Origin of the sequence: uncultured Bifidobacterium sp., assembly GCF_963540075.1 — a bacterium.
GTDB lineage: Bacteria > Actinomycetota > Actinomycetes > Actinomycetales > Bifidobacteriaceae > Bifidobacterium.
The window spans coordinates 105,265-130,914 of record NZ_CAUTOG010000001.1 but is presented as its reverse complement, the minus strand read 5'-3'; the positions used below and the strand labels follow the sequence as shown (position 1 = coordinate 130,914).

Annotated in this window: 19 protein-coding genes, 1 tRNA gene and 2 pseudogenes; 14 read left to right on the top strand and 8 right to left on the bottom strand. The window is 68.6% G+C overall.

Going from position 1 to position 25,650, the window contains the following annotated elements; genetic code table 11:
* Positions 1-225 precede the first annotated feature (225 nt).
* The gene (locus RWX87_RS00575; RefSeq protein ID WP_314685810.1) at positions 226-2,820 is read right to left on the bottom strand and encodes a SpaA isopeptide-forming pilin-related protein; all 2,595 of its coding nucleotides are present in this window, start codon (positions 2,818-2,820) and stop codon (positions 226-228) included.
* Positions 2,821-3,448: 628 nt separating this feature from the next.
* Here RWX87_RS00575 and RWX87_RS00570 point away from each other — a divergent pair.
* Entirely contained in the window at positions 3,449-4,312 is an 864-nt protein-coding gene (locus RWX87_RS00570) for a helix-turn-helix domain-containing protein (RefSeq protein WP_314685809.1), read from the top strand.
* Here RWX87_RS00570 and RWX87_RS00565 read toward each other — a convergent pair.
* Positions 4,279-4,360 (bottom strand) — tRNA-Leu (locus RWX87_RS00565). The two genes, RWX87_RS00570 and RWX87_RS00565, sit on opposite strands and share 34 nt — an antisense overlap.
* A 138-nt stretch (positions 4,361-4,498) precedes the next feature.
* Between RWX87_RS00565 and RWX87_RS00560 the strand changes: the two genes are divergently transcribed.
* Positions 4,499-6,007, top strand: coding sequence for an MFS transporter (locus RWX87_RS00560; protein ID WP_314685808.1), 1,509 nt, complete (start codon positions 4,499-4,501; stop codon positions 6,005-6,007).
* A gap of 10 nt (positions 6,008-6,017) precedes the next feature.
* Positions 6,018-7,082, top strand: a complete 1,065-nt coding sequence (locus RWX87_RS00555) for an AEC family transporter (RefSeq protein WP_314685807.1) — start codon at positions 6,018-6,020, stop codon at positions 7,080-7,082.
* Positions 7,083-7,132: 50 nt separating this feature from the next.
* Here the strand turns inward: RWX87_RS00555 and RWX87_RS00550 are convergent, their stop codons facing one another.
* The 3 genes from RWX87_RS00550 to RWX87_RS00540 form a co-directional block, all read right to left on the bottom strand.
* Positions 7,133-7,882 (bottom strand): non-canonical purine NTP pyrophosphatase, encoded by a 750-nt coding sequence (locus tag RWX87_RS00550; RefSeq protein WP_314685806.1) that lies wholly within the window; start codon positions 7,880-7,882, stop codon positions 7,133-7,135.
* A 12-nt stretch (positions 7,883-7,894) separates the two neighbouring features.
* Positions 7,895-8,659: a ribonuclease PH gene (rph, locus tag RWX87_RS00545; RefSeq protein ID WP_314685805.1), complete on the bottom strand. Its 765-nt coding sequence runs from the start codon at positions 8,657-8,659 to the stop codon at positions 7,895-7,897.
* An 83-nt stretch (positions 8,660-8,742) separates the two neighbouring features.
* Positions 8,743-9,429, bottom strand: coding sequence for a Pr6Pr family membrane protein (locus RWX87_RS00540; protein ID WP_314685804.1), 687 nt, complete (start codon positions 9,427-9,429; stop codon positions 8,743-8,745).
* 209 nt (positions 9,430-9,638) lie between these two features.
* On the opposite strand from RWX87_RS00540, the gene RWX87_RS00535 reads away from it, so the two are divergent.
* Positions 9,639-10,961, top strand: a complete 1,323-nt coding sequence (locus RWX87_RS00535; RefSeq protein ID WP_314685829.1) for a nicotinate phosphoribosyltransferase — start codon at positions 9,639-9,641, stop codon at positions 10,959-10,961.
* A gap of 68 nt (positions 10,962-11,029) precedes the next feature.
* On the opposite strand, the gene RWX87_RS00530 is transcribed toward RWX87_RS00535, so the two are convergent.
* A complete protein-coding gene (locus tag RWX87_RS00530; RefSeq protein WP_314685828.1) occupies positions 11,030-11,320 on the bottom strand; it encodes a DUF3039 domain-containing protein in 291 nt (96 codons plus the stop codon).
* A gap of 233 nt (positions 11,321-11,553) precedes the next feature.
* On the opposite strand from RWX87_RS00530, the gene coaD reads away from it, so the two are divergent.
* The 7 genes and pseudogenes from coaD (at position 11,554) to ilvN (ending at position 17,932) form a co-directional block, all read left to right on the top strand.
* Complete coding sequence (coaD, locus tag RWX87_RS00525) at positions 11,554-12,117, top strand: pantetheine-phosphate adenylyltransferase (protein ID WP_314685803.1); 564 nt, start codon at positions 11,554-11,556, stop codon at positions 12,115-12,117.
* Positions 12,107-12,958 (top strand): cell division protein, encoded by an 852-nt coding sequence (locus tag RWX87_RS00520; RefSeq protein WP_314685802.1) that lies wholly within the window; start codon positions 12,107-12,109, stop codon positions 12,956-12,958. The genes coaD and RWX87_RS00520 overlap by 11 nt, the downstream gene beginning before the upstream one ends.
* A 31-nt stretch (positions 12,959-12,989) precedes the next feature.
* A complete protein-coding gene (locus RWX87_RS00515; protein ID WP_314685801.1) occupies positions 12,990-13,667 on the top strand; it encodes a DUF177 domain-containing protein in 678 nt (225 codons plus the stop codon).
* Between the two features lie 121 nt (positions 13,668-13,788).
* A complete protein-coding gene (gene rpmF, locus RWX87_RS00510; protein ID WP_314685800.1) occupies positions 13,789-13,983 on the top strand; it encodes a 50S ribosomal protein L32 in 195 nt (64 codons plus the stop codon).
* 186 nt (positions 13,984-14,169) lie between these two features.
* Positions 14,170-15,030: a ribonuclease III gene (gene rnc / locus RWX87_RS00505; protein WP_314685799.1), complete on the top strand. Its 861-nt coding sequence runs from the start codon at positions 14,170-14,172 to the stop codon at positions 15,028-15,030.
* Positions 15,031-15,345: 315 nt separating this feature from the next.
* Positions 15,346-17,283: pseudogene (locus RWX87_RS00500) on the top strand (acetolactate synthase large subunit); the annotation flags it as partial.
* Between the two features lie 94 nt (positions 17,284-17,377).
* A complete protein-coding gene (gene ilvN / locus RWX87_RS00495; RefSeq protein WP_314685798.1) occupies positions 17,378-17,932 on the top strand; it encodes an acetolactate synthase small subunit in 555 nt (184 codons plus the stop codon).
* Between the two features lie 7 nt (positions 17,933-17,939).
* Here ilvN and RWX87_RS00490 read toward each other — a convergent pair whose 3' ends face one another.
* Entirely contained in the window at positions 17,940-20,084 is a 2,145-nt protein-coding gene (locus RWX87_RS00490) for an ABC-F family ATP-binding cassette domain-containing protein (protein WP_314685797.1), read from the bottom strand.
* Between the two features lie 79 nt (positions 20,085-20,163).
* Positions 20,164-20,886: a type 1 glutamine amidotransferase gene (locus tag RWX87_RS00485; protein ID WP_314685796.1), complete on the bottom strand. Its 723-nt coding sequence runs from the start codon at positions 20,884-20,886 to the stop codon at positions 20,164-20,166.
* A gap of 102 nt (positions 20,887-20,988) precedes the next feature.
* On the opposite strand from RWX87_RS00485, the pseudogene cysS reads away from it, so the two are divergent.
* From cysS to RWX87_RS00470, 3 genes and pseudogenes are all read left to right on the top strand, one after another.
* Positions 20,989-22,593, top strand: a pseudogene (cysS, locus tag RWX87_RS00480) (cysteine--tRNA ligase); the annotation flags it as partial.
* Between the two features lie 143 nt (positions 22,594-22,736).
* A complete protein-coding gene (gene ffh / locus RWX87_RS00475) occupies positions 22,737-24,389 on the top strand; it encodes a signal recognition particle protein (RefSeq protein ID WP_314685795.1) in 1,653 nt (550 codons plus the stop codon).
* Positions 24,390-24,514: 125 nt separating this feature from the next.
* Entirely contained in the window at positions 24,515-25,621 is a 1,107-nt protein-coding gene (locus RWX87_RS00470; RefSeq protein WP_314685794.1) for an endonuclease/exonuclease/phosphatase family protein, read from the top strand.
* Positions 25,622-25,650: the final 29 nt, after the last annotated feature.

Genomic DNA, 25,650 nt, shown 5'->3' with positions numbered 1-25,650 from the left:
GATTCCGGGGCGGTCGTCCCAACGAGGCTACGAAGGAACGGAACGCGATCGGATGCCGCCTGGGAAAAGTGCATGGACGCGGGCGACGCCATCCGTCAGGGTCGCATCGAATGCCGTTCAGGGAAGCACTGGTCCCTGGCGCCCGCTCGGGCGCCTTGGAAGGACGTTCCATGTGTGATGCCGTGTCGCGCCTCGGTCAGTCCGGCCGAGGCCGAGGTTCAGCCCCTAGTCATCGGCGGGGCTCCTCCGTCGTCGAGCCGGAGGACCCACCCGTCCATCCTGTCGACGTTCGAGCTTGCGGCGTATGTGCCGTCGGCGGGTTCTTTGCGACGAGCGTCGTCGTCTGTCGACGAGTACGCCCGCGACGACGAGGGTCAGCACGGCCAGGATGGTGCCGGCGGCGATGAACTCCTGCGCGCCGGCGCCGCCCGTCAGCGGCAGGTCCGGAACGGCGCGCTGCGCGTTGACGATGGACTTCGGCTCCGTCCCCGCCAGCCCGGTCGAGCCGGCGAGTCCCGCGGATGCATCGGCCACCGAATCGGACGTCCCCTCGAAGGTGGACGACTCGTCGGAACCGGAGGTCGGGGACCCCGACGAGTCGGCCGTGGCGGCATCGACGGTGGCCGTCGATGTGCGGGATGCGGAGGTGACCGTCACGTCCAGGCCTCCGGAGCCGATGACGAAGCGGTAGGCCGTGGGATCCCGCTGGTACCCGGCCGGGGCTTCCGTCTCCTGGAGGTAGTACGTTCCCCAGGGCAGGTCGCCGATCCGGAACGAGCCCGCCGCATATCCCTCGCAGGTGGTCGCCGCTCCGCCGGGACCGCATTCCGTGATGTCGTCAAGCGTGGTGCCATCGGCATCCACGGCGGCCTCGGCATCCGGATCCGTCGTCGGGTCGCCTGTGGTGATCCTCCAGCGGGATCCGGCGAGCGGAACGTATCCCTCCGCGGTGTCATCGGTTGTCTTGGCCCAGGAGACCGAGCCCGGCGCCCCGACGAGGGTGTTGGTCAGCGTCGCGGAGGACGTGGTCCCCTCGCAGCCGACCGTGACGACGTTCGAGCTGAAGACCGGGCCCGACCAGGTGGCGTTCTCGACCGCGGCGGGCGCCTTCTCGCTCAGCGTCACCGTCGCGCCCGTGGGAATGGCGTCCGACGTGGCGGTCTGCCCGGCACGGACGACGATCGTGCCCGATCCGGCCGGATAGGTTTCCTTGGCGTCCGATGCCTTCGCGGTCCCTTCGGCGGAGCAGTATTCGTACGTTCCCGCCGGATAGCCGTAGTCGACGGTGAAGTCGGCGCCCGTCGAGACGGCGGCGGCGGCCGTGCCGTCCACCTTCTTGGTGACGGAGACGGTTCCGGTGGTGTACGTGGGGGCCGTGGCCGTCGACGTGTCCGTCACGTCGCTCCCGTCCCCGACCGTGGTTCCCCTGACGCCGGCGGTGTTGTCCACCGTCCCCGAACCGGCCTCGCCCGCGGTCACCGACGAATAGGTTCCGGTGCAGGTCATGGAATCACCGGCCGCAAGCGTCGTGGACGGACAGGTGATGGCCGTGATCTTCGGGTCGGTGACGGCGATGTTCCTCAGGTCCTCCGTTCCGGTGTTGGTGACGAGGAAGGAATAGGGGATCGAGTCGCCCGAGGTGAAGACCGTCCGGGTGGTGCCTCCGGTCACGGACCCGCTGCCGGTCTCATGGTTCACGGATTTGACGAGGTTGATGGCGCCGAGGGGCTCGATGGTCGTGATGCCGATGCGGCGGATGAAGTGCACGTCGGTGGAGCCGCCGGTGGAGCCCGAGAATCCGAGCTTGACGGTCTTCGGCAGCGTCACCTGCTGGGATTCGATGGGCGTGACGCTCTGGCCGGCGCTGTTCGTCAGGGTGACGGTGAGATACTGTCTGCCTTCGGAATCCGGCACGGTGATCCTGATGTGCACAAGCGTTCCCGTATTGCCGCCCGTATCGGTGCGCGAGGCCGGCGACGTGGAGATGAAGGTCGTGGAGCCCAGAGTCGTCGACTTCTCGATGCAGTAGCCGCTCGTGCCGTTCCCGGAGCCGCGCAGGGTCACCGAGTTCGGATGGAGGGTCCAGGTGTCGCTGACGCCGCAGTTGACACCGACGTATCCCTGACGGCTGTAGTTGCCGAAGCGGTCGAGCCCCACTCCGAGCACGCCATGCGCGATGCCCGAGACGTACGTCGTCGCGTCGCCCGTGTTCTGCGAGGCGGTGGTGATGGACCCGTAGCCCAGCGCGCCGCCCACTCCGTCGCCCGCCGGTCCCTGCTCGTCGAGCGTGTAGGAGCCGTCCGTGAGGAAGAAGCCGATGCCGTCGGCCCCCGTGCCGCTGAACTGGTACTGGTAGAAGCTGATGTCAAGTCCCGCGGCGGAGGGGATGGCCCGGTCGTAGAGCACCGTGCCGGTCTTCCCGCCCGAGTTGTCCGTGAGCTGCAGATAGCCATGCTCGTCTCCGGCGCCCGTGTAGTCGGTCTGCTGGCCGTTTCGGCCGGAATAGTCGTGGTAGTAGCAGCCACCCAGCTGGTGCGACGTGGAGGCCGGAGCCGAGGCCACGCGCTGCGCGGCGGTCAGGCAGGCGCTTCCGAAGGCGAGCCAGCGGTCGTCATCGACCGTGGAGTTCTGGAAGGTCTCGTCGACGAGGCCCGACCCGTCATCGTCCGCGGAGGCCGTCACCGTCAGGGACGGGGAAAGGGACAAGGAAAGCAGCGAGACCAGGGTCAGTGCCGATGCGGCGACGACGGCCGCCGCGCGTCTCGTGGCCTGATCGACCGACCGCGACGAAGCATGCCGTCCGTGATGGCTTCCCAGCATGGCGATCATCCCCTTCTCGAATATCCGATGCGCGCAGGAAGCCGCATCGAGGCCGGCGACGGCCCCTCGGCCCATCTTCGCCAGCCATGCGTCCTTACCGCGCCGGCGACCCCGTATGATCCCAGGGTGTCGAAGGACGGGGGTCCGGCTGTCTGCCCCGGCGCGGTTCGAACGTTCCGGCGACCTTCGCGTCGCCGTGCATTCACCATATCAGAGAAATTGAGTGTGATTCGGTTTTTTGGAAAATAAACTAAATTTTGCTCATGTTTGTATTCGGTATACCGAATTTTGTTAGCTTTTGATATTCATCCGTCGCTTTCCGGACTCAATCCCGAGTCGGGCCGGATCGCCTCAAAAGCACGCCATGCCGCGGATTTGGGACTATCGCGCCCAGGGTGGCAAAAAACTAATGACGGTCGAATTCATGCGACACGCCGAGAACGTGGAACCCTGTCGTCGGCGGGCCTCTTCGGAACTGTATACTGGCGGCGTTCTCGCCGAACCCCAACGGGAAACGGCACCGCCTACGACGCCCGACGGCCGTGCGCCGCCCGCCTTTTCCGGCAGCGGCGGCGCACGCCGGCCACGGGAACGCGAACTACATGTGTCCGCCGAAAGGAACCAGGAATTGGTCGAGCACCGGTCATACGCCAAAGGCATCGCCAAGCGCCGAGAGATTCTCAGCAAGGCCCTATCGATCATCGGCCGCAAGGGGTTCGGAGAAACCACCCTCAAGGACGTCGCCGAGGCCGTCGACCTCTCTCAGGCGGGGGTTCTCCATTACTTCCATTCGACGGACGACCTTTTCGTGCAGATCGTCAAGGCCCGCGACGAACGCCGTTTCCGCCTCATGATGCGCCGGCTGAAGAAATCGGGAATCGTGGCGGTCGTGAACGGCGTCCCCGTCCTGGGCCCCCGAGACGAGGATGACGCCGACCTGCTGGACATCATCGACAAGCTCATAACCGGACTGCACGACACGCAGCGCACGCCGGGGCTCATCGAGCTGTTCATCCGCATGCAGGCCGCCTCGGCCGAGCCAGGCCACCCCGCCCATGAATACTTTCTTGCCCGCACCGCCATGATCCACCGGATGTTCGAGCCCGTCATGGCCGAGGCCAATCGCCGTGGGATCCTACAGCCGGAATGGGACCCCACGGCGGCGGTGCGAACGATCACCGCGCTGGCGGACGGGCTGGAGATCCAATGGCTGCGCGACCGCACCACGGACATCGACGGGACGCTGTGGGATTTCTTCCGACTGGTCGGAGGGGGTCTGCGTCGACCCGAGGAGCCACAGGACGACTCCGAGCACGGGGACATGACGGCCACCGCCGTCGATGACGGGGACGACGAGGAACCGGACGCGGAAGCGCCGCACGACGACGCCGAGAACGGACCCATCACCGGTACGCGCCCAGCCGCGGACCGACATGCAGCGGGAGCGGGAACCGGCCGTGCGCGCAGGGGGAATCGAACCCCCAGGGCCTAAGCCACAGGAACCTAAATCCTGCGCGTCTACCAATTCCGCCATGCGCGCGACCCGTCCAATCTAGCGGCCATCGCAGACGAGGACCGGTATGGCGGAAACCGGTGGGACGCCAAGCCGTCGCCATGTAACGAAACGCAACCGGCGAATCCCCGAGGCGTCGGGTACAGTGCGGGAGCGATGCATGCGATGACCCGACCACACGACGACCAGCAACCCACATCCGCCTCCGAAAACCCACGGGAGCCCTCGGAGGCGCGGCAGTCCCCTCCCGGGACCGCCACGCCGGATCTTCCGTCCACTCCCTTCGAGCGCCGCGTCGACGCCCGGCTGCTTCTGTCCGTGCTGGCCACGGGTCTGATGTCGTTCGGCGGGGTGCTCGTCGAAACGGCCCTCAACGTGGCCTTCCCGACGCTGATGCGCGAGTTCTCGATCGGCACCTCCACCGTGCAGTGGATCGTCACCGGCTATCTGCTCGTGCTCTCCGTCATGCTTCCGGTCTCCTCGCTGCTCAAGCGCCGCTTCACCACGATGTCGCTGTTCGTCACGGCCATGCTGTTCTTCCTCGCCGGAACCGCGCTGGCCGTCGTGACGCCCGTCTTCGCGGGTCTTGTGGCCGCGCGACTGCTGCAGGGCGTGGGCACCGGCATCGCGCTGCCACTCATGTTCTCCATCGTCCTCGACCAGGCTCCCTTCGATCGGATGGGCCTGATGATGGGCGCGGCCTCGGCGATCACCGCCCTCGCCCCGGCGCTGGGACCCTCGCTGGGAGGACTCGTCATCGAACGCTGGGGCTGGAGGACGATCTTCGCCGCCCTGCTCCCCGTCATGGTCGTCGCTCTGGTCATGGGCGCGGCCAGCATTCGTCAGGTGACGCCCATCGAACGGGTGCCGATGGACTGGCCCGGCTGGATCGCGCTGTCCTGCGGATTCACCGCCCTCATCCTCGCCACCACCACGGCGTCCTCAGCCGGATGGACGAGCTCCAGGGTGCTCGGGCTGCTCGCCGCGACGGCCGTTTCCCTCGCGCTTTTCGGTCTGCGCATGCGAAGGGCGGCGAATCCCCTGATTCGCCCGGGCATCCTGCGTTCCCGCGTCTTCGTCCTGTCGCTGCTGATGGTCATGCTCATCCAGTTCACCGTGCTCGCCCTCGGCTATCTGCTCCCCAACGTCGGGCAGCTTTCCCTAGGCGCCGGCGCCTTCGCCTCCGGATGCCTGCTGCTGCTGGGCTGCGCCCTGGGCGTCGTGCTCGCCCCCTCCAGCGGATGGCTGCTCGACCGCCTCGGACCGGCCCGCCCCATCCTCACCGGCAACGCGCTCGTCCTCGCCGCCGTGCTCGCCATGGCTGTCGTCTTCCGGCATGCGGGCATGGCCACCTACCTCCTGCTCTATGCCGTCTTCGCCGTGGGGCAGGGGCTGTGCGTGCCCACGACCATCACCCACGGCTATGCGGCGGTTCCACGGGGACTGCAGACCGATGCCAACGCGGCGATGAACACGCTGCAGCAGCTGGCCGGAGCCGTCGGCACGGCGGTCGCCACCACGATCGTGGCCGCGTCGCAGCGGGCCGACCCCGTCCACGTCGCGGCGGCCACCACAACGGGAGCGGGCCGGGTCCTGGCGCTGCTCGTCGCCATCGCCCTGCTGGCGCTGGGGTGCTCCCTCGGTTCCCTGACCTCGTCACGGGGCCGGGCATAGTATTGCCGGTATGTCGGCGATCATACGGCCCGTGGTGCTTCTGGCCATCATCGCCCTGGGATACGCGTTCAAGCGTCTGGGGCTGTTCCGGCCCCGGGACTACAGAGTCATCCAGACGGCCGAATTCGACATCGTGCTCCCCGGCGCCATCACGTACTCCTTCGCCGCGAACCCGCATAGCATCGGGCTCCTGTGGGTGTCGGCCTTCGCCCTCGTCGCCTCGCTGGTGCCGCCCCTGCTCATCTTCGTCTCCACGCGCCGCCATTCCCGGGCCGACCGGGCCTTCGTCATGCTCAACGGCTCCGGATTCAACATCGGATGCTTCACCTTCCCCATGGTCCAGGCCCTCGTGGGCGGCGCGGGTCTCGTTCCGGCCGCGATGTTCGACGTGGGCAACTGCGTGATGGTGGCCGCCGGAACCAACGTGCTCACGCAGTCGCTGCTGCATATCGAGCCCGGACGCACGCTGGCCGACCAGGAGAAGTCCGCTCCGGTCTCCCTCCCCACCGCATCCCCGACCTCCCCCGTCGCCGCCTCGACGGCGTCCCATGCCATCCCCGCCGCCTCCGTCCCGGAAAGCTCCGACCGCGACGCCCGCAGGCTGCGACGCCGGGATTCGCTCAGACGGGTGATACGCGGATTCATCACCTCGCCGTCCTTCGACGTCTACATGCTGATGATCGTCCTGATGATCGCCGGGATGCGACTCCCCGAATGGGTGGCTGCGGTCTGCGAGCCCTTCTCGGACGCCAACGCCTTCTGCGCGATGCTCATGGTGGGCATGCTCACCGAGCTGCCGGCGACGCGGCATGACGTGCGGGACGTGCTCGAAGTGCTCGCCTGGCGGCTGCCCTGCGGGGTGCTTCTCGCCGTGGCCGCCTGGACGCTGCTGCCCTTCGACGCCACCGTCAGGCAGGCCGTGGTGCTGTGCTGCCTGGCGCCCACGGCGATCTTCTCGACGATGTTCACCGACAGGGTGCTCGGCAACGCCCGTCTGGCGGGCTTCACGCTGTCGCTGACCGCCGTCGTGGGGGCCGTGGCGATGGTCGCCGCCCATCTGGTGCTCACGACCTGAGAATGCTCACGACCTGACGCCGGCCCGGTCGGACCCTATCGACCGGAGGCTTATTCCCCCAGCAGCAGGCGAACGGCGGGCACCAGCGCGATGAAGGCGCGGCCACGGTGGGAGATCGCGTTCTTCTCCTCCGGCGTCATCTCGGCGGAGGTCAGCGGATTCCCGGAGCCGGCCGTGCACGTCGGCTGGTCGTCCGGAACGAACAGCGGATCGTAGCCGAAGCCATGCCCTCCTCGGGGGTGGCGGATGATGCGGCCCGGCATCTCACCGAAGGCCACGGTCTGCAGTCCCGCAGCGCCCAGGCCCGAGGGAAGCGCATCGATGGGCGTCACGTCATCCTCCGCCGACGGCACCACGAAGACGGAGTCCGACGCACCATCCGCATCGACGCCGGCAGGGGAGTCGGGCACGACCAGAGCGGCGGCGCAGCGGAACCTCGCCGTGCGTGCCTCCTCGGGGATGTCCGACAGCTGGGCGAGAAGAAGACGATTGTTGGCCTCGTCGTCGCCGTGCACGCCCGACCAGCGGGCCGAGAGAATGCCTGGGGCCGACCCCATGACGTCCACGACCAGGCCCGAATCGTCCGCCACCGCGGGAAGGCCCGTACGGTGGGCTACGTCCCGGGCCTTGAGCAGCGCGTTGGCCTCGAAGCTCGTACCCGTTTCGACCGGGTCGGGAAGGCCCAGGGACCCGGCGGAAACGAGCTCCACGCGGGATGCCGCGTCGCCCAGATGGTCGGCAAGGATGCGGCGGATCTCCACGAGCTTGCCCTCGTTATGCGTGGCGACGATGATGCGCATCCGCAAGTCCCCTCAGTCCTTCGCGAGCGCGGCGAGCTGCGCCTGCTGCAGCTCGCGGTTGCCCTTCTCGGCCAGGTCGAGCAGCACGCCCAGCTCGGTTCTGCTGAAGGGACGGTGCTCGGCGGTGCCCTGGATCTCGATGAAGGTCCCGGCGCCGGTCATCGCCACGTTCATATCGGTCATGGCCCGGGAGTCCTCGACGTAGGGCAGGTCGAGCATGGGCGTGCCGTCGATGACTCCCACGGACACCGCCGAGACACGGTCCTTCAGCGCCTTGTCGGCCGATTTTATGGCGTGATGCCCTTCGCCCCAGCGAAGCGCGTCGACAAGCGCCACGTAGGCGCCGGTGATGGAGGCCGTGCGCGTGCCGCCGTCGGCCTGAAGCACGTCGCAGTCCATCTGGATCTGGTTCTCGCCGAGAGCGGCCATGTCGACCACGCCGCGCAGGCAGCGCCCGATAAGACGGCTGATCTCGTGGGTGCGGCCTCCGATGCGGCCCCTGACGGATTCGCGGTCGGTGCGCTGCGAGGTGGCGCGGGGCAGCATGGCGTATTCGGCGGTCACCCACCCGAGCCCGCTGTCGCGCCTCCAGCGAGGCACGCCCTGCGTAAACGTCGCCGTGCACATGACGCGCGTGTTGCCGCATTCGATGAGCACGGAGCCCTCGGGGGCATCCGTGAAATGCCTGGTGATGCGGGTGGGCCTCATCTCGTCCACCCCGCGCCCGTCGGCCCTGATGATCGTCCCCGATGCCAGCTTGTCCTTGATCTCTGCCATGCCCCTCACGGTATCACCGGGGTCTTCCGCGGAATGGAGAGTCCTCCGCGGGTTCCCGGCTCCCCCGACCGAACGGAGGGGGCTCAGCCCTTGGCCTTCGCCCCCCGCGGGCGCGACCCTTTGCCCCCCTTGCCGCCGGCCATCAGCGGCCGGGCGGGAAGGATGCGGTCGACGAGGAACAGCACCAGCGCGAGCACGAAGAACGCGCCCAGGTAGACGACGATGTTCACGCCCATCTGCGCCCAGCCGATCTTCGGCAGGTCGACGAAGAAGTACGGATACGGGCTGCCGCCGGGCTCCGGCCCCGAATGCGGCCACAGCCAGCCGCGGATGAGCACGAAGGCGAGATACACCGGGAAGTAGGCGAGCCAGCTCAGCGTGTAGTGCCAGCGGAAGCGGCGGTGCTCGTCCGCGAGCAGGAAGTCGACGACGGCCATGACGGGGGCGAGGCGATGCACCATCGTCGTGGTCATGATGCCGAGGATATGGGGCGTGGTCGCCGGGTCGGAGGGCGCCAGGAGCGCATAGGCCACCACGGCGACGATGATCGTGTACATCGTCACGCAGCCCTTGAGCCAGGCGGGCGGCTGCACGCCGTCCAGCAGCGTGGCCGCGCCCGCCCACAGCATGACGATCCCCAGAACCAGACTCGTCTGGAAGGTGAAGTACACCCATTTGTTCGCCGCGGTCCATCCCTCGTAGGTGCCGGCGAAGCACAGGGCGGCGATGGCCAGGCGCCACAGCGCGGTGATGACTCTTCTGATCCCCATGCAGCGCAAGCATAGCCGCAGGACGGGCCACCAGGGCCTGCACCGGGCGGACCCGCGCAGACCTTCGCGTCCGCCGCCCGCTGCGCTCCGCCGACTCCCGCTCCCGTCCCTTCGCCGCATCCTCCGTTTCCGCCACGTCCGCCGCTCCCCGCGACGCCGTCCGGCGATTACAGTGGGGGACAAAACCGGGGCAATGAGGAAGGGCCATGATGACTGACTATTCGCCGGCGCTGATGACCGACATGTACGAGTACACGATGCTCGACGCCACCCTCAAGGACGGGACCGCCGGAAGGCGCTGCGTCTTCGAGATCTTCACCAGGCATCTGCCCGCCGGACGCCGCTATGGCGTGGTCGCGGGAACCGGGCGCATCCTCGACGCCCTCGAGCGTTTCCACCTGGACGAGGAGGACCTGCGCTTCCTGCGCGACCGGAGGGTCGTGAGCCCCGAAACCGTTCGCTGGCTGGAGAACTTCCGCTTCTCCGGATCCATCCGCGGCTATCGGGAGGGCGAGATGTTCTTCCCCGACTCCCCCATCCTCCAGGTGGAGGGCAGCTTCGGCGAGTGCACGCTGCTCGAGACGCTGCTGCTGTCCATCCTCAACTACGATTCGGCGGTCGCATCCGCCGCCTCCCGCATGGCCTCGGCAGCCAAGGACAGGCCGTGCATGGACATGGGCGGGCGCCGCACGAACGAATGGGCCGCCGTGGCCGCGGCCCGCGCGGCCGTCATCGGAGGCTTCCAGGGCACGGCGAATCTCCTCGCCGCCCAGCTGTACGACCTCAAGGCCATCGGCACCGCGGCGCACTGCTTCACCCTGGTCCACGATTCCGAGGCCGACGCCTTCCGCTCCCAGATCGAGGCGCTCGGCAGGGGAACCACGCTTCTCGTCGACACCTACAACATCGAGGAGGCCGTGAGGACCGCCGTGGAGGTCGCCGGACCTGATCTCGGCGGCGTGCGCATCGACTCGGGGGATCTCGCCGCCCTCGCGCAGCGCGTGCGCAACCAGCTCGACGCGCTGGGCGCCACGACCACGAAGATCACCGTCACCAACGACCTCGACGAGTACGCGCTGGCCGCCCTCCAGACCGCACCCGTCGACTCCTACGGCGTGGGCACGCAGCTGGTCACCGGATCGGGGGCCCCCACCTGCGCGATGGTGTACAAGCTCACCGAACGCGAAGGCGCGAACGGACGCATGGAGCCCGTGGCGAAGAAGTCGAAGGACAAGGCCACGGTCCCCGGACGCAAGCTCGCCTTCCGCTCCTACGAATACGGCCTGGCCGACGCCGAGCACGTCGTCTCGGGCTCCGAGGACGCACTCGCCGCGTTCCATCCGCAGGAAGGCTGGAAGGACCTGCTCGTCGATTACATGGACCACGGCCGGGCGAATCCGCGATACCAGGGCCATGACGCCATCATGACGGCACACGGCTACCGCGCGAAGGCCCTCGCCGAGCTGCCCATCACCGCGCTGTCGCTGATGAAGGGCGACCCGGCCATTCCCACGGAGACGGTGGTGCTGTAGCCGAGACGGTGGCGCTGCAGCGAGGGGCCATGCGGATCCGGAAATCCCGTGCGGGGAGGCAGGAACCCTTAGTCCTCGCCTTCGCCCTCGCCCATCATCCGGTCGTAGATGCGTCGGCAATCGGGACAGACCGGGTACTTCGAAGGGTCGCGCTTCGGAACCCACACCTTGCCGCAGAGGGCGACGACCGGACGTCCCGTGATGCGCGACTCCATGATCCGGTCCTTGGAGACGTAGTGGGCGAAGCGGTCGGCGTCGCCGTCACCGGTGCGGGCGGGCTTCTCCTTGGTCTGCGTCCTTTCGAGGACGCTGGTGCCCGCACCGCCCTGCGTGCCCTCGGTCGTCGCGTCGGCGTCCATCACGGTCGTCGTTCTCGTCGATTCCATCACGTCTCCCATCGTGTCTCCATCCCTCCGTGTTCTCCGGCTGACTCCGGTCCGCATCCCGCCGAACCCAGGTGACCGCATCCGGTCCAGGACCCGCGTCCCGGAAGGATGGATTCCGGAACCGTCGGGACGCCGGCCCCATGGCTGCCCCCATGATACGGCGCGGAACCGGCAGGACGCCGCCCTCACGCGGTAGGCTTGGGGCCATGACTATCGCCGTGTGCCCCGGATCGTACGACCCCGTCACCTCCGGTCATCTGGACGTCATCGAGCGCTGCGCCCGGCTCTTCGATGCCGTGCATGTGGTGGTCGCGGTGAACGCCGCCAAGACGCCCATGTTCCCGGAGCCGGTGCGTGTGGAGATGATTCGCCGCTCCCTGCACGACGACGGATACGACCACGTCGTCGTCGCTTCGACGCGAGGGCTCATCACCGACTACTGCACGCGGGTCGGCGCCACCCTGATCGTCAAAGGGCTGCGACAGAACGGCGACTACGAGGCCGAGCTCGGCATGGCTCTCGTCAACCGCAAGCTGGCCGGCATCGAGACGATGTTCATCCCCGCCGATCCGGTGCTCGAGCACATCTCGAGCTCGATCGTCAAGGACGTGTCGCGACATGGCGGCGACGTGAGGGGGATGGTTCCGGACAGCGTCATCCCGCTGCTCACGGACGCCCTGAGCCACGAGCAGCCCGGTGATGCACGGCCCGGAGACGACGGGCCGCAGAAAACGGGGACGGTCCCCAAGGAGGATTCTCATGGCAGATGACGACGCGGACGACGACACCGCCGACAACACCGCGCAGCGGCGAATCGCCGTCGACCCGCAATCGGAGCCGCATGACGCTCCGGAGGCCTCGGAGACGGCCGCCAACCACGGCAGGCACACACGCGCCGGTTCCGCGACTCGGCCTGCCGCGGAACCGGCGCAGGGCGGGTCCCTGGCATCAGACGCCGGGGCGGCCCCCTCCCCGTCCATCGAGCGATCCCGGGTGATGGAGGAGCTTCCCGACCTGCAGGAGGGCCGCGACGGGGCATCCGACGACCGCGACGACAACAGCCGTGAGGAATTCACGACGGTGTACGACATCATCGACGGGCTGCAGGGCATGCTCGAGGACGCCAGGGGAAGCCTGCTCTTCCCCGGCACGGCGCGGGTGGACCGGCAGGAGTTCGAGGATCGTCTCAGCCATCTCAAGGACCTGCTCCCCGTACAGCTGGAACGGGCCTCCGCGCTGATGCGCGAGGCGGAACGCCGCCTCGACAACGCCCAGAACCAGGCCAGCGCGATCGTCACGTCCGCTCAGAGCAAATCCCAGGAGATGGTCCGTCAGGCCCAGGAGCAGGCGGAGTTCCTCACGGGACAGCAGAACGTCACCGACATGGCCCGCAGACGTGCCCGCGCGATACTCGACGCCGCCCAGGCCAGGGCCGACCACCTCACCCACGGCGCGGACGACTACTGCACCAGGGTGATGTCCAGCCTGCAGGAGCAGGTCGGGAAGATCGACCACGACATCCAGACGGGCCTGCACGTGCTCCAGGAGCGGCGCGACCAGGCGGGAGCGGAGATGCCGCATCTGAGCGACGACGACTATCCGGACGAATGACATCACCTGACCTCAAGGACGGCATCAGAGAATGAGACGATCCACCACACGACCCGAGAATTCCCCCTGGGCCCTTCCCATCGCTCAGCTGACGGTCTCCGCCGGCCGGAGCCAGGACGTCGACGCCCGATTCCCCGCGCCCTCCGGAATCGGCGACGAGGTCATCGGCGTGAAGGAGGGCGATGAAGTGCATGTCGCCGGGCGCCTCGACTCCGTGGTGGACGGGCTCGTGCTCACCGCGCACGTCGACGCCCCGGTCCATGCCGAATGCACGCGCTGCCTGACGCCCCTCGACCACAGGTGGGGCGTGGACGTCACCGCCTTCTTCCCCTATGACTTCACGGCCTTCGCCGACGATTCCGATGACGGGCACGAGGCGCAGATCGTGGCCGGCGAGGAGGAGGACGGGGACGTGTATCCGCTGTCGGACGACCGCACCGTCGCCGACCTCGAGGCCCTGCTGCGCGACACCCTCGTCGGGGCGCTTCCGCTGCAGCCGCTGTGCCGTCCGGGCTGCCGAGGGCTCTGCCCACAGTGCGGGACCAATCTCAACGAGCACCCCGACCACCGTCACGAGATCGCGGACATCCGTTTCGCCGCCCTGGAGGAGATGCGGCGGCGGATGGCCGGAGGGAACGACGAATCCGAGGACGACCCCGGAAGTGCCGCCGGGAACGACGCGGGCGGCGGCGCGGAGACGAACGCCTAGCCGCACCGCCGCCACGGCCCATCTTCCGGAATGGCAGCACCCCCGCTATGGACAATGTTGCGGGGGTGCGATACCATACGGAACGCTTATAAGCAGACGTTCGAACGAAACAGAGGACATCATGGCACTGCCGAAATACAAGACCTCGCGCGCCAACACGCATTCGCGTCGCGCGAACTGGAAGGCCGCGGCCGCCAACACGGTGAGCTGCCCCAACTGCGGGGCCCCCACCCTGCCGCACACCGCGTGCCCGAGCTGCGGATCCTTCCGCGGCCGCACCTACAAGGACGCCATCCAGCCCGGCCACACCAAGTAGCCGGGTTCGGCGCGCGGGACGCGCCGGCCAGAAGGCGCCTGAAAGGCGAGCGAAAGGCATCAGGGGCCCTGCCATCGACGGGTGGCGGGGTCCTTCGCGTATGGCGCCCGATTCCATCCCCGATGGAATCGGGCACGATCCGCCCACCGCCGAGGAACAACGTCCGAGGAAGAGGATTTCAGGACCATGACCGCAACGACCGCAGACCCAAGAGACCACGCGGGCACGACCAGCGCCGACGGGGATGACGACCGGACGACCGCCGCATCCGCCACCGACGTCACCGACCCCGCCGGGCATCAGGGGACGCCGGGCGACGGCGAGCGCCAGGGGGGACGCGGCGGAGCGTCCGGCGGTTCGCCACGGGACGAACTGCTCTCGGTTCTGGGCACACGGCTCGACCCCGACCTGCTCGTGCAGGCCCTCACCCACCGCTCCTTCTCCCACGAACACGAGGGAGCGCCCAACTACGAGCGGCTCGAGTTCCTCGGCGATGCCGTCCTCGAGCTCGTCGCCACGGAGACGCTGTACCGCATCCATCCCGACATGACCGAAGGCCAGCTGGCCAAGATGCGCGCCAAGGCCGTCAGCGAGGAGGCCCTGTCCGCCATCGCCCGCGAGAAGCTCCATGTGGGCCCGTTCATCCTTCTCGGGCACGGCGAGGCGGAGCAGGGCGGGGCCGAGAAAAGCTCCATCCTCTGCGACATCGTCGAATCCCTGATCGGCGCGACCTTCATCTCGCATGGCATCGACGAGGCCCGTCACGTCGTCCACCGCCTCATCGACGACACCCTCGCCGAAGTGGCCACCGAGGGCCCCGCCCTCGACTGGAAGACCTCCCTGACCGTCAAGGCCCATGACATGGGAATCGACGACCCCCGTTACCTCATGGCCATCGACGGGCCGGAATACGCGCCGGTGTTCACCGCCCGTGCGGTGATCGGCGACGACGAGGTCCTCGGCGTCGGCCGGGGCAGCTCCAAGCGCAAGGCCCAGCTCAACGCGGCCGAACAGGCATGGCACAGGCTCGACTCGCGACGCGGATAGGGACCTCTCCCGAATCGTCTCTCGCCCGCCTTGCGGACCGCGACGGCCCTCACGGCGCTTCGTCCGGGGACGGCGGCTAGCATAGACTGAACCACGACGTCCAGAGCATCACGCCTCCGACATGCGGCCGACCGCCACAAGCGGCGCCCCACGGAGCATGCGCACCGGCCATACGACGGCGGACCGACCAGGTCCGTGCGACGCCGGACATCGCCCACCGCGAGCGTCCGGCCGACCTCCCCGCGCCGACTGGACGGGAAGCACGGCGGACTCGACGCGACGGCGGACGAGAAACAGGAAGAACCAAGGGGAATCATGGTGTTACCAACGCCTTTGCAGGCATTCAGCGGCATGTCCAGGTCCATCGCCCCCACGGATGGCAGGACCATCACCAACGGCGAGAGGATGACCGGCGCGCAGGCGCTGATCCGGTCGCTGGAGGACCTGGGGGTCACCGACGTCTTCGGCATCCCCGGCGGAGCCATCCTGCCCGTCTACCATGCGATCGACGACAAGACGAAGTTCCGCTTCGTCCTCACGCGCCACGAGCAGGGCGCGGGGCATGCGGCCGAAGGCTACGCGATCTCCACCGGCCGGGTGGGCGTGTGCATCGTCACCTCCGGCCCTGGAGCCACCAACACCGTCACCGCCATCGCCGACGCGAACATGGACTCCGTGCCGCTGGTGGTCATCACCGGGCAGGTGGGGGTGAACGCCATCGGCACCGACGCCTTCCAGGAGGCCGACATCGTCGGCATCACCTATCCGATCGCCAAGCACTCCTTCCTCGTCACCGACGCCCAGGACATCCCCCGCGTGCTGTCCGAGGCGTACTACATCGCCCGCACCGGCCGTCCGGGCCCGGTGGTCGTCGACCTCACCAAAACGGCCCAGAAGGAGGAGATGTACTACTCCTGGCCGCAGAGGATGATCCTTCCCGGATACAACCCCACCGTCAAAGCGCACGGTCGCGTGCTGTCCGATGCGGCGAGGCTTTTCGCGCACTCCTACCGGCCCGTGCTGTACGTGGGCGGCGGCGCCGTGCGCTCCGACGCCGGCGAGCGCATCAAACGCCTCGCCGACCTCACGGGCGCGCCCATCGTCACGACGCTTCCGGCCCGCGGCGTCGTCCCCGACTCCGACCCCAAGGTGCTCGGTATGCTGGGCATGCACGGCACCATCGCCGCCACGGGGGCCGTGCAGCGGTCCGACCTGCTCGTGGCCATCGGCGCCCGCTTCGACGACCGCGTCACCGGCAGGCTCGACGCCTTCGCGCCGACGGCGCATGTCATCCACATCGACATCGACCCGGCCGAGATCGGCAAGAACCGTCAGGCGGACGTGCCCATCGTCGGCGACGTGTCGACGGTGCTCGACGACCTCATCCCCGAGATCGAGCGCGAGCAGGCCATCCATGGCAAGCCGGACCTCAGGCTCTGGTGGGAGCAGATCGACGAGTGGCGCACGACGTACCCCCAGACCTACGAGGAGCCCACGGACGGCACCCTGGCGCCGCAGTGGGTCGTGCAGAAACTGTCCGAGATGGCCGACCCGGAGACCATATGGGTCTCGGGCGTGGGTCAGCACCAGATGTGGGCCTCGCAGTTCATCGACTTCGAGCATCCCCGCTCCTGGGTCTCCTCCTGCGGCCTGGGGACGATGGGCTACGGCCTGCCCGCGGCCATCGGCGCCGCGGTCGCCTCGTCGCGGCTTCATGACGGCAGGTGCCCGGTATGGCTCATCGATGGCGACGGCAGCTTCCAGATGACCTCCGAGGAGCTCGCCACCGCGCTGCTCGACCACGCGCCCGTCAAGATCGCGCTGCTCAACAACTCCGTGTACGGCATGGTGCGACAGTGGCAGACCCTCTTCTACGACCACCATTATTCGCAGACCAACCTGCTCGACGGCCCCTCCGAGGACCACGACGCCGACGTGCCGGACTTCGTTCGTCTCGCCGAGGCCTACGGATGCGTGGGGCTGCGCGCCCGGACGAAGGACGAGGCCATCGAGGCCATCCGGAGGGCGAACTCCATCGACGACCGCCCCGTGCTCATCGACTTCCGCGTCTGGAAGGACGCGATGGTCTGGCCGATGGTCGCCGCCGGGGCCTCCGATGACACGGTGACCTACAAGCCGGGCGTTCATCCGCTGATGGGCGAGGGGGCGCGGCAGCCGGGCGACCGCATCGCGGACGAGGGCGATCCTAGGCACGCCGTCGGCGGGTCTCCGCAGCCGACCGCCGGGGACACGTTGCGGCGGTCCCTCGCCGACGCGAAGCGGTCCGGCGCATCCGCACAGTCCGAACCGTCCGCACCCTCGAAGCGCTGATCGGAAGGGAGAAACCATGGCCAACTATCCAGCATCCCAGCCGGGCTCGCAGCGTCACACCCTGTCGGTGCTCGTCGAGAACCGTCCGGGCGTCCTCGCCCGCATCGCCGGGCTTTTCGCCCGCCGCGCGTTCAACATCAACTCGCTGTCCGTCTCTCCGACCGAACGCCCCGACATCTCCCGCCTGACCGTGACGGCCGACGTGGAGGCCGTTCCGCTCGAACAGATCATCAAGCAGCTCAACAAGCTGCTGCACGTGCTCAAGATCGTCGACCTCGATCCGGAGACGACCGTGGAGCGCGAGCTCGTGCTCATCAAAGTGGCCGCCAACGAATCCAACCGATCCGACGTGCTGGAGATCGTGCGCCTGTTCCGCGTCCGCGTCGTCGACGTGCACCCCGAGTCCCTGACGATCGAGGCCACGGGGGCGGAGGGGAAGATCGACGCGCTGCTCGGTCTGCTCGACCACTACGGCGTCATCGAGCTCGTCCGCTCCGGATCCGTCGCCGTCAGCCGCGGACCGAAGGCCCTGAGCGAAAGGGTCGCCGGCTCGGAGATCACCGGCCGCTGAAGCCGCCCTACTCGACCTGCTCGCCGAGCTCCATCCACTCGGACTCGAGCGTCGAGGACTCCTGCCGCGCCGTCTTCAGATCGTCGTTGAGCCTGCCGAGGCCCACATAGTCGCTGGGGTCGTGCGCGGCCATCTCGGACTCCAGCCTCGCCTCGTCCTCCTCCAGCCTCTCCAACCGGCGCTCGATGGCCGCCATGCGGCGCTTGGCGTCATGGAAGGCCTTGCCGGACAGCTTCGATCCGTCGTCCGTCCGGTCCCCGGAATCCGGGGAGCCGGTCCCGTCCGCATGGTCTCCGCCCCGCTCCCCGGGCCTTCCCGTCGGATCGGCGGGGGAGGATCCCGAGGATGCCTGGGCCTCGCGCCGCCGCGCCTCCTCGTCGACGAGCCTCAGGTACTCGTCCACGCCGCCCGGCAGATGCCGCACCTTGCCGCCGACCAGCGCGTACTGGTCGTCCGTGACGCGCTCGAGCAGGTAGCGGTCGTGGGAGACGACGACAAGCGTTCCCGGCCAGCTGTCGAGCAGATCCTCCATGACGGCGAGCATATCGGTATCCAGGTCGTTGCCCGGTTCGTCCATGATGAGCACGTTGGGCTCGCCGAGCAGGATGAGCAGCAGCTGCATACGGCGCTTCTGCCCGCCGGACAGGTCCGCGATGGGCGTCATGAGCTGGGCGGAGGAGAAGCCCAGCCGCTCCATGAGCTGACCGACCGGAACCTCCTTGCCATCGACCACATAGGTCGGCTTGTAACGGCTGAGAACCTCGGATATGCGGTACTTCGCGAGCTTCTCCAGCTCGTCGAGACGCTGCGAGAGCACGGCGAAACGCACGGTCTTGCCGATGGTCACGCGCCCGACGGTGGGCTTCAGGGTGCCGTCGATGATGCGCAGCAGCGTCGACTTGCCGGCTCCATTGGCGCCGACGATGCCGATGCGGTCACCAGGGCCGATCAGCCATGTCACGTCGTCGAGAACCCGGCGGCCGGTGACCGTGACGGTCGTCGCGGCCGAGGTGTCAGGGGCGGAGGCGGCGTCCTCGGCGCGGGAGGCCTCATCCTTCGTCAGCGTCACCGAGGCGGTGACGACGGGCTCGGCGAAGGGCGAGGGGACCACGTCGGACAAGCGTCCGCTGGCCGACGCGCCGTCCGGTGCCGATGAAGCCCGCGACGCGTCATCGGCGTCACGCGCGTCATCGGCCGTCTGCATGGAACCGTCCATCGGCACGGCATCATCCGCCCGCACAGGGCCGGCCGGACGATCCTGATAGATCTGCGTGACGTCGACGAGATCCGTCACCTGCTTGCCCAGACGCGCGGTCGCCATGCGGCGCAGCTCCAGTCGGTTGCGCATGGGAGGCACGTCGGCGATGAGGTCGCGGGCCTGCTTGACATGGAACTTCTGCTTGGTGGCACGCGCCCGCGCCCCGCGCGCCAGCCAGGCCAGCTCCTTGCGGGCGAGGTTGCGACGCCTTTCCTCGCGCACGTCGGCCTGACGGTCGCGCTCGACGCGCTGCAGCATGTACGCGCTGTAGCCGCCTTCGAAAGGCTCGATGGTCCCGTCGTGGACCTCCCACATGGACTCGCACACCTCGTCGAGGAACCAGCGGTCGTGGGTGACGAGGAGAAGCGCGCCCTGCCCGGCCGACCAGCGGGACCTCAGATGCTCGGCAAGCCAGTGGATGGTGACGATGTCGAGATGGTTGGTGGGCTCGTCGAGGGCGAGGATGTCCCAGTCGTGCAGCAGCAGATGGGCCAGGTCGGCGCGTCGGCGCTGCCCGCCGGACAGCGTGCCGACCCGGGTCTCCAGATCGATGCCGCCGAGCAACGACTCGACGATCTCCCGCGAGCGCGGGTCGGCCGCCCATTCGTAGTCCTCGCGCCCCTCAAGCGCCGCCTGGCGGACGGTCATCGAGTCGTCGAGGGGGTCGCGCTGGTCGAGCATGCCGAAGGTCAGGCCACCGCGTCGGGTCACCCGCCCCGAATCCGGCTCCAGACGGCCGGCGAGCAGACGCAGCAGCGTGGACTTGCCGTCCCCGTTGCGGCCCACGATGCCGATGCGGTCGCCCTCGAAGACGCCCTGGGTCACCTCGGTGAAGACGGTGGTCGTGGCGAACGCCAGAGAGACATGGTCCAGTCCGAGGTCATAGATAGGCATGATTCCCCAATCTACCGCCGGTCATCTACCGCCGGACGGGATTCCACACGGGACCGACGGACGGCACGGCCGGAAGCCCTCAGCGCGACAGCATGCGGGCGCAGGTGTCGCAGCGCGCGGCGAATCCCGAGAACACCTGTTCGGCCAGCGGCATGAGCCTGGCGTTGTCCTCGACGAAATCGTCTCTCATCTTCGAGATCTGCGACTTCTTGAGGCCGTCCGTCATCGCGGGCTCCTCCATCCACTCCTCGAACAGCGTGGGGGTGACCTCGAGGTGGAACTGCAGACCCAGGGCGGTTCCCACACGGAAGGCCTGGTTGGTCGTCAGCGCCGAGCTGGCCAGAAGCTCGCCGCCCTCCGGGATGCCGACGACGTCGTTATGCCACTGGAGGACGTCGATCTGCTTGTTCCACATGGCGAAGTAGTCATGCCGGCCCACGCGTCTGATGGGCGAGAAGCCGATCTCCGGCTCCCTGCCCCTTGACAGCTTCGCGCCCAGGGCGGTGGCGATGATCTGATGGCCCAGGCAGATGCCGAGAACCGGCTTGCCGACGGCGATGGCCGCCCTCACGAGCTTGGCCTCCGCCTTGAGTCCCGGATGCTCGTCGACGTCCAGGGCGCCCATCGGACCTCCCATGACCACCAGCCCCGCCATCTCGCCGAAGTCGGGCAGATCGGGATGGCGGTCGTCGAGGATGGTGACGGTCTGCGTGGGGATCCTCGTGTCCTCGAGGCTGTCGAGGATGCGGCCCGGCTTCTCCCAGGGAACATGCTGGATGATGAGAACCTGCGGCGACGTCATGCCCACCATTGTGGCATCGCACGGAGTCCCCGTGGTAAACGGCGGTCCGCGGCACGGAGAGGACGGCGGCCGTTGTCGCGGAACACCCCTACCCTCGTGCGTATGACAGCAGCCCAGGAACCGCGGAATTCCACCATTCCCGACACCCCTCACCTGACTGCGGCGGCGGCCGGCCTGCGCCTGTTCGACACCGCCACGCACCGGGTGTCGCCCTTCGAACCCATCGTGCCCGGGAACGTAGGCATCTACGTGTGCGGGGCGACAGTCCAGAGCTCCCCGCATATCGGCCACATCCGCGCGGCCGTCGCCTTCGACGTCGTGCGCCGCTGGCTGCTGCGCCTCGGCTACCAGGTGACCTTCGTGCGCAACGTCACCGACATCGACGACAAGATCCTCGACAAGGCCACGGCGGCCGGAGAGCGCTGGTGGGGGCGCGCCTACCGCTACGAGCGCGAGTTCACGCGCGCGTACGACGAGCTCGGCGTCCTCCCGCCGACCGTCGAGCCGCGCGCCACCGGTCATGTGCCCGACATGGTGGAGCTCATCCGGCGCATCCTCGACAACGGCCACGGCTACGTCGTACGCGACGCCGACGGCAATCCCACGGGCAACGTGTACTTCGACGTGGCCAGCTGGCCACACTACGGCGAGCTCACCCACCAGAAGGGCGAGCCGGAGCCCGACGAGGCCGCCGCCGTGGCCGACCGCATGGGCCCGAGCGTGGATGCCGCCGGCCCCGACCGCTACAACCCCGCCGACCCCGCCGACGCCTCCCCCGACAAGCGCGACCCCCGCGACTTCGCCCTGTGGAAGGCGCCGCGTCCCACCGATCCCGCGGACGCGCGCTGGAGCACCCCGTTCGGCGTGGGACGTCCGGGCTGGCATATCGAATGCTCGGCCATGAGCCATCGGTATCTGGGACGCATGTTCGACATCCACGGCGGCGGTCTCGACCTGCGCTTCCCCCATCACGAGAACGAGATGGCCCAGACCCGGGCCGCCGGATGGAACTCCGCCGCCCGCTGGATGCATTCCGCATGGGTGACCGCCAAGGGCGAGAAGATGTCCAAGTCTCTGGGCAACGGGCTCTCCGTTCCCGCGGTGCTCGCCGACAACCCTGCCTGGGTGGTGCGCTACGCTCTGGGCTCCGTGCAGTACCGCTCGATGCTCGAATGGTCCGACCGGACCCTCGAGGAGGCCCGTGCGGCCTATGACAGGGTGACGAACTTCATCGAGCGCGCCGGGGCCGCCCTGGGCGCGCAGCCCTCGCGCGAGGAGGTCACGGCCGTGGACGCCGACGCTTTGCCCCGTGACTTCACGGCGGCCATGAACGAGGACGTCAACGTATCGGGAGCCATCGCGGCGGCGTTCACCGCCATCCGCTCCGGCAACGCGCTGCTGTCCTCCCTGGACGACCATCCCGATGACGACGACGCCCGTCAGAGGGTGCGCCGGTCCCTCACCGACGTGCGCGCCATGCTCGACGTGCTGGGGCTCGACCCGCTGGCCGAACCCTGGAGCGCGGGCGACGGCGATGGCGGCGCGGCCGCGTCGAAGGCCCTGGGCGCTCTCGTCGGCCGCGAGCTGGAGACGCGCGCCCTGGCGCGGAGGACCCGGGACTTCGCCCGCGCCGACGCCATCCGCGACGACCTGGCGGATGCCGGGATCATCATCGAGGACGGGGCGCACGGAAGCACATGGAGCCTGGCCGGGGACGGCGCGCACGTCGCCGTCGGCGTCCAGGCGGGCCCCGCGGCCCGGCCCGACGCCCCACGAACCCGTCCGGCCGCCGAATAGCAGGCAATGACAGGCGGGCGACCACTCAGCGGTTCCGCTAGACTGGGGACATTATGGCAGCATTCAGTTCTCTGACCGACAGGCTTTCCGGAGCGTTCCGGCATCTGCGCAGCAAGGGCAAACTCACCGACGCGGACATCGACGGCACCATCCGCGAGATCCGCCGGGCGCTTCTCGACGCCGACGTCGCCCTCGACGTCGTCCGCCCCTTCTGCGCCCGCATCCGCGAGCGCGCCCTCGGCGAGGAGGTCTCCCAGGCGCTGAACCCCGCGCAGCAGGTGGTGAAGATCGTCAACGAGGAGCTGGCGGCGATCCTCGGCGCCGGCGTGGACCGTCCGCTGCACACCGCGAAGAACCCTCCGACCGTCATCATGCTGGCGGGCCTGCAGGGCGCCGGCAAGACGACGCTGGCAGGCAAGCTCGGCTACTGGCTGCACGAATCCGGGCACACGCCTCTGCTCGTGGCCGCCGACCTCCAGCGTCCCAACGCCGTCACCCAGCTGCAGGTGGTGGGCGAACGGGCCGGGGTGCCCGTCTACGCCCCCGAGAAGGGCGTGCAGGCCGACGGCGGCGAGGCCGTCGCCTCCCCTGGCATGACCACGGGCGACCCGGTCAAGGTGGCCCGGGAAGGCGTGCAGCTCGCGCGCACGAAGCTCTACGACACGGTCATCGTGGACACCGCCGGACGCCTTGGCGTGGACGAGGAGCTCATGCGCCAGGCGCGCGACATCCGCGACGCGATCCGGCCCGACGAGATCCTCTTCGTCATCGACGCCATGATCGGCCAGGACGCGGTGCGCACTGCCAAGGCCTTCGACGAGGGCGTCGACTTCACCGGCGTGGTGCTGTCCAAGCTCGATGGCGATGCCCGGGGCGGCGCCGCCCTGTCCGTGGCGAGCGTGACCGGCAAGCCCATCCTCTTCGCCTCCACGGGCGAGGGCCTCAAGGACTTCGAGGTCTTCCACCCGGACCGCATGGCCTCGCGCATCCTCGACATGGGCGACGTCCTCACCCTCATCGAGCAGGCCCAGAAGCAGTTCGACGAGGAGCAGGCGCGCAAGGCCGCGGAACGCATGTCCTCGGGCACCTTCGGCCTCGACGACTTCCTCGAGCAGCTGCAGCAGGTCCGCAAGCTCGGTTCGATGAAAAGCCTGCTGGGGATGATCCCCGGCATGGCGCAGCACCGCCGCGAGCTCGAGCAGATCGACGAGCATGAGATCGACCGCACCGAGGCCATCATCCACTCGATGACCCCGGCCGAACGGCGCGATCCCTCCATCATCGACGGCTCGCGCCGGGCCCGCATCGCCTACGGCTCGGGCGTGACGGTGTCGGCCGTCAACGGACTGCTCCAGCGCTTCGAACAGGCCGCGAAGATGATGCGGCGGATGACCGCGCGCGGCATGGGCGCCGGAATCCCCGGCCTCGGCGGCCCCGGCGGGGGAAAGAAGAACCGGAAGGGCGCCAAGGGCGGCAAGAAGAAGAACCGTTCGAAGTCCGGGAATCCGATGAAGCGCGAGGAGGAGGAGAAGGCCCTGCGCGAGCGCCTGTCAGGCGGCTCCAGGGACTCCGGCGGCTCGGCCTTCGCCAGAAAGCCGCAGAACCCCGGCCTTCCCGCGAATCTCGAGGAGGTTCTGGGGCAGAACGGCGCGCCCGACCTGCCGCCCAACCTCGGCGGAGGGCTGTCCGGGCTTTTCGGGCGTTAGACGCGCAAGGCCCGGCGCGAACCGGGCCGGACCCGCCTGGATTCACCGACGACCCCCACGGACGCGGACATCGAATCCGTGGGAGGTCGGATTCACGGAACTCACGCGGTCCACGGAGGATGCGGATGACCTGGATGATGCCCGTCGTGCTTCTGCTGGTGCTCTGGGCTCTGCTGCGGTTTCTTCCGGCAGGAATGGACGGCCACCGGCCCCTTCCCTATCTCATCGCCCTGACGCCTTTCCTCTGGATTTCCGCGGGTCTGGCGGCCATCATCGCCGCCGTCATCGGCGACCGGACGTCGGCCATCATCGCCGCGTTTCTGGCCCTGGCCGTCCTTGGCGTCGAATTCGCCGGCCATCATCGCCGCAGCCGGCGTCGCCGCGGACAACGTCCCGACGAGGCCATGCCGGGAAGCGAACCGTCAATCGCGACGTCGTATGACACGCGAGACGTGGATGACGCCGCCGGCGGCCAGAGAACGACGCTTCATCTGATGACGCTCAACTGCCGCAGGGGCCGCGCCGACCCGGAGGCGGTGGTCGCCACGGTCCGCGCACGGTCCGTCGACGTGCTCGCTCTCCAGGAGCTCACCGGCGACCTGGTGGACAGACTGGAGAAGGCGGGTCTCGGCACGCTGCTGCCCCATCGGCAGCTGGGACGCGACCTGCCGGACGACAACGGCGGGTTCAACGGCATATGGTCGAGGGCCGCGCCGACGGCGACGCGGAACGATGCCGTCGACATCCCCGCCGCCGACACCCCCTCGCTTACGCTGTCCCCGGCGGGACGGCCGGTGCGCTTCGTCTCGGCGCATACGAAGTCGCCGCACCGCGGCTGCCCGCAGTGGTCCCGGGGAATCATGGGCCTCGGCGCTCTGGTCACATCCCGCTCGGGCCAGGAGGTGGACTCAGGAGTGGGCCAAGGGGTCGGTCAAAGGCCGCGGCGGCGGGACTCGCAGGAGTCCGAATCGCTCCCCGACATCGTCGTCCTCGGCGACCTCAACTCCTCGCTCGACCATCCCAGCTTCCGTGCCCTGCTCGGATCAGGCCTCCGCGACGCCGCCCTGGAGCAGGGCGCCGGTCCCGTCACGACATTCCCCTCCTGGCTTCGCTGGCCGCGCATCGAGCTCGACCATGTGCTCATGACCCCGGGAATCGACGCAATCGAGGTGCTCTCCCTCCCCGTGAAGGGCACCGACCATCTGGCGGTATATGCGGATCTGGCCATATGAGTGCCTGAGACCCGAGACCCGGACGGGCG

Bases quoted from the DNA above. Each gene is read 5' to 3' on its own strand.
- RWX87_RS00535 (WP_314685829.1), top strand. From the start codon at position 9,639: ATGACTGACTATTCGCCGGCGCTGATGACCGACATGTACGAGTACACG.
- RWX87_RS00575 (WP_314685810.1), bottom strand. From the start codon at position 2,820: ATGCTGGGAAGCCATCACGGACGGCATGCTTCGTCGCGGTCGGTCGAT.
- RWX87_RS00520 (WP_314685802.1), top strand. From the start codon at position 12,107: ATGGCAGATGACGACGCGGACGACGACACCGCCGACAACACCGCGCAG.
- rpmF (WP_314685800.1), top strand. From the start codon at position 13,789: ATGGCACTGCCGAAATACAAGACCTCGCGCGCCAACACGCATTCGCGT.
- coaD (WP_314685803.1), top strand. From the start codon at position 11,554: ATGACTATCGCCGTGTGCCCCGGATCGTACGACCCCGTCACCTCCGGT.
- ilvN (WP_314685798.1), top strand. From the start codon at position 17,378: ATGGCCAACTATCCAGCATCCCAGCCGGGCTCGCAGCGTCACACCCTG.
- RWX87_RS00470 (WP_314685794.1), top strand. From the start codon at position 24,515: ATGACCTGGATGATGCCCGTCGTGCTTCTGCTGGTGCTCTGGGCTCTG.
- RWX87_RS00560 (WP_314685808.1), top strand. From the start codon at position 4,499: ATGACCCGACCACACGACGACCAGCAACCCACATCCGCCTCCGAAAAC.
- rnc (WP_314685799.1), top strand. From the start codon at position 14,170: ATGACCGCAACGACCGCAGACCCAAGAGACCACGCGGGCACGACCAGC.
- RWX87_RS00555 (WP_314685807.1), top strand. From the start codon at position 6,018: ATGTCGGCGATCATACGGCCCGTGGTGCTTCTGGCCATCATCGCCCTG.
- RWX87_RS00530 (WP_314685828.1), bottom strand. From the start codon at position 11,320: ATGGACGCCGACGCGACGACCGAGGGCACGCAGGGCGGTGCGGGCACC.
- RWX87_RS00540 (WP_314685804.1), bottom strand. From the start codon at position 9,429: ATGGGGATCAGAAGAGTCATCACCGCGCTGTGGCGCCTGGCCATCGCC.
- RWX87_RS00550 (WP_314685806.1), bottom strand. From the start codon at position 7,882: ATGCGCATCATCGTCGCCACGCATAACGAGGGCAAGCTCGTGGAGATC.
- RWX87_RS00515 (WP_314685801.1), top strand. From the start codon at position 12,990: ATGAGACGATCCACCACACGACCCGAGAATTCCCCCTGGGCCCTTCCC.
- RWX87_RS00485 (WP_314685796.1), bottom strand. From the start codon at position 20,886: ATGACGTCGCCGCAGGTTCTCATCATCCAGCATGTTCCCTGGGAGAAG.
- RWX87_RS00490 (WP_314685797.1), bottom strand. From the start codon at position 20,084: ATGCCTATCTATGACCTCGGACTGGACCATGTCTCTCTGGCGTTCGCC.
- ffh (WP_314685795.1), top strand. From the start codon at position 22,737: ATGGCAGCATTCAGTTCTCTGACCGACAGGCTTTCCGGAGCGTTCCGG.
- rph (WP_314685805.1), bottom strand. From the start codon at position 8,659: ATGGCAGAGATCAAGGACAAGCTGGCATCGGGGACGATCATCAGGGCC.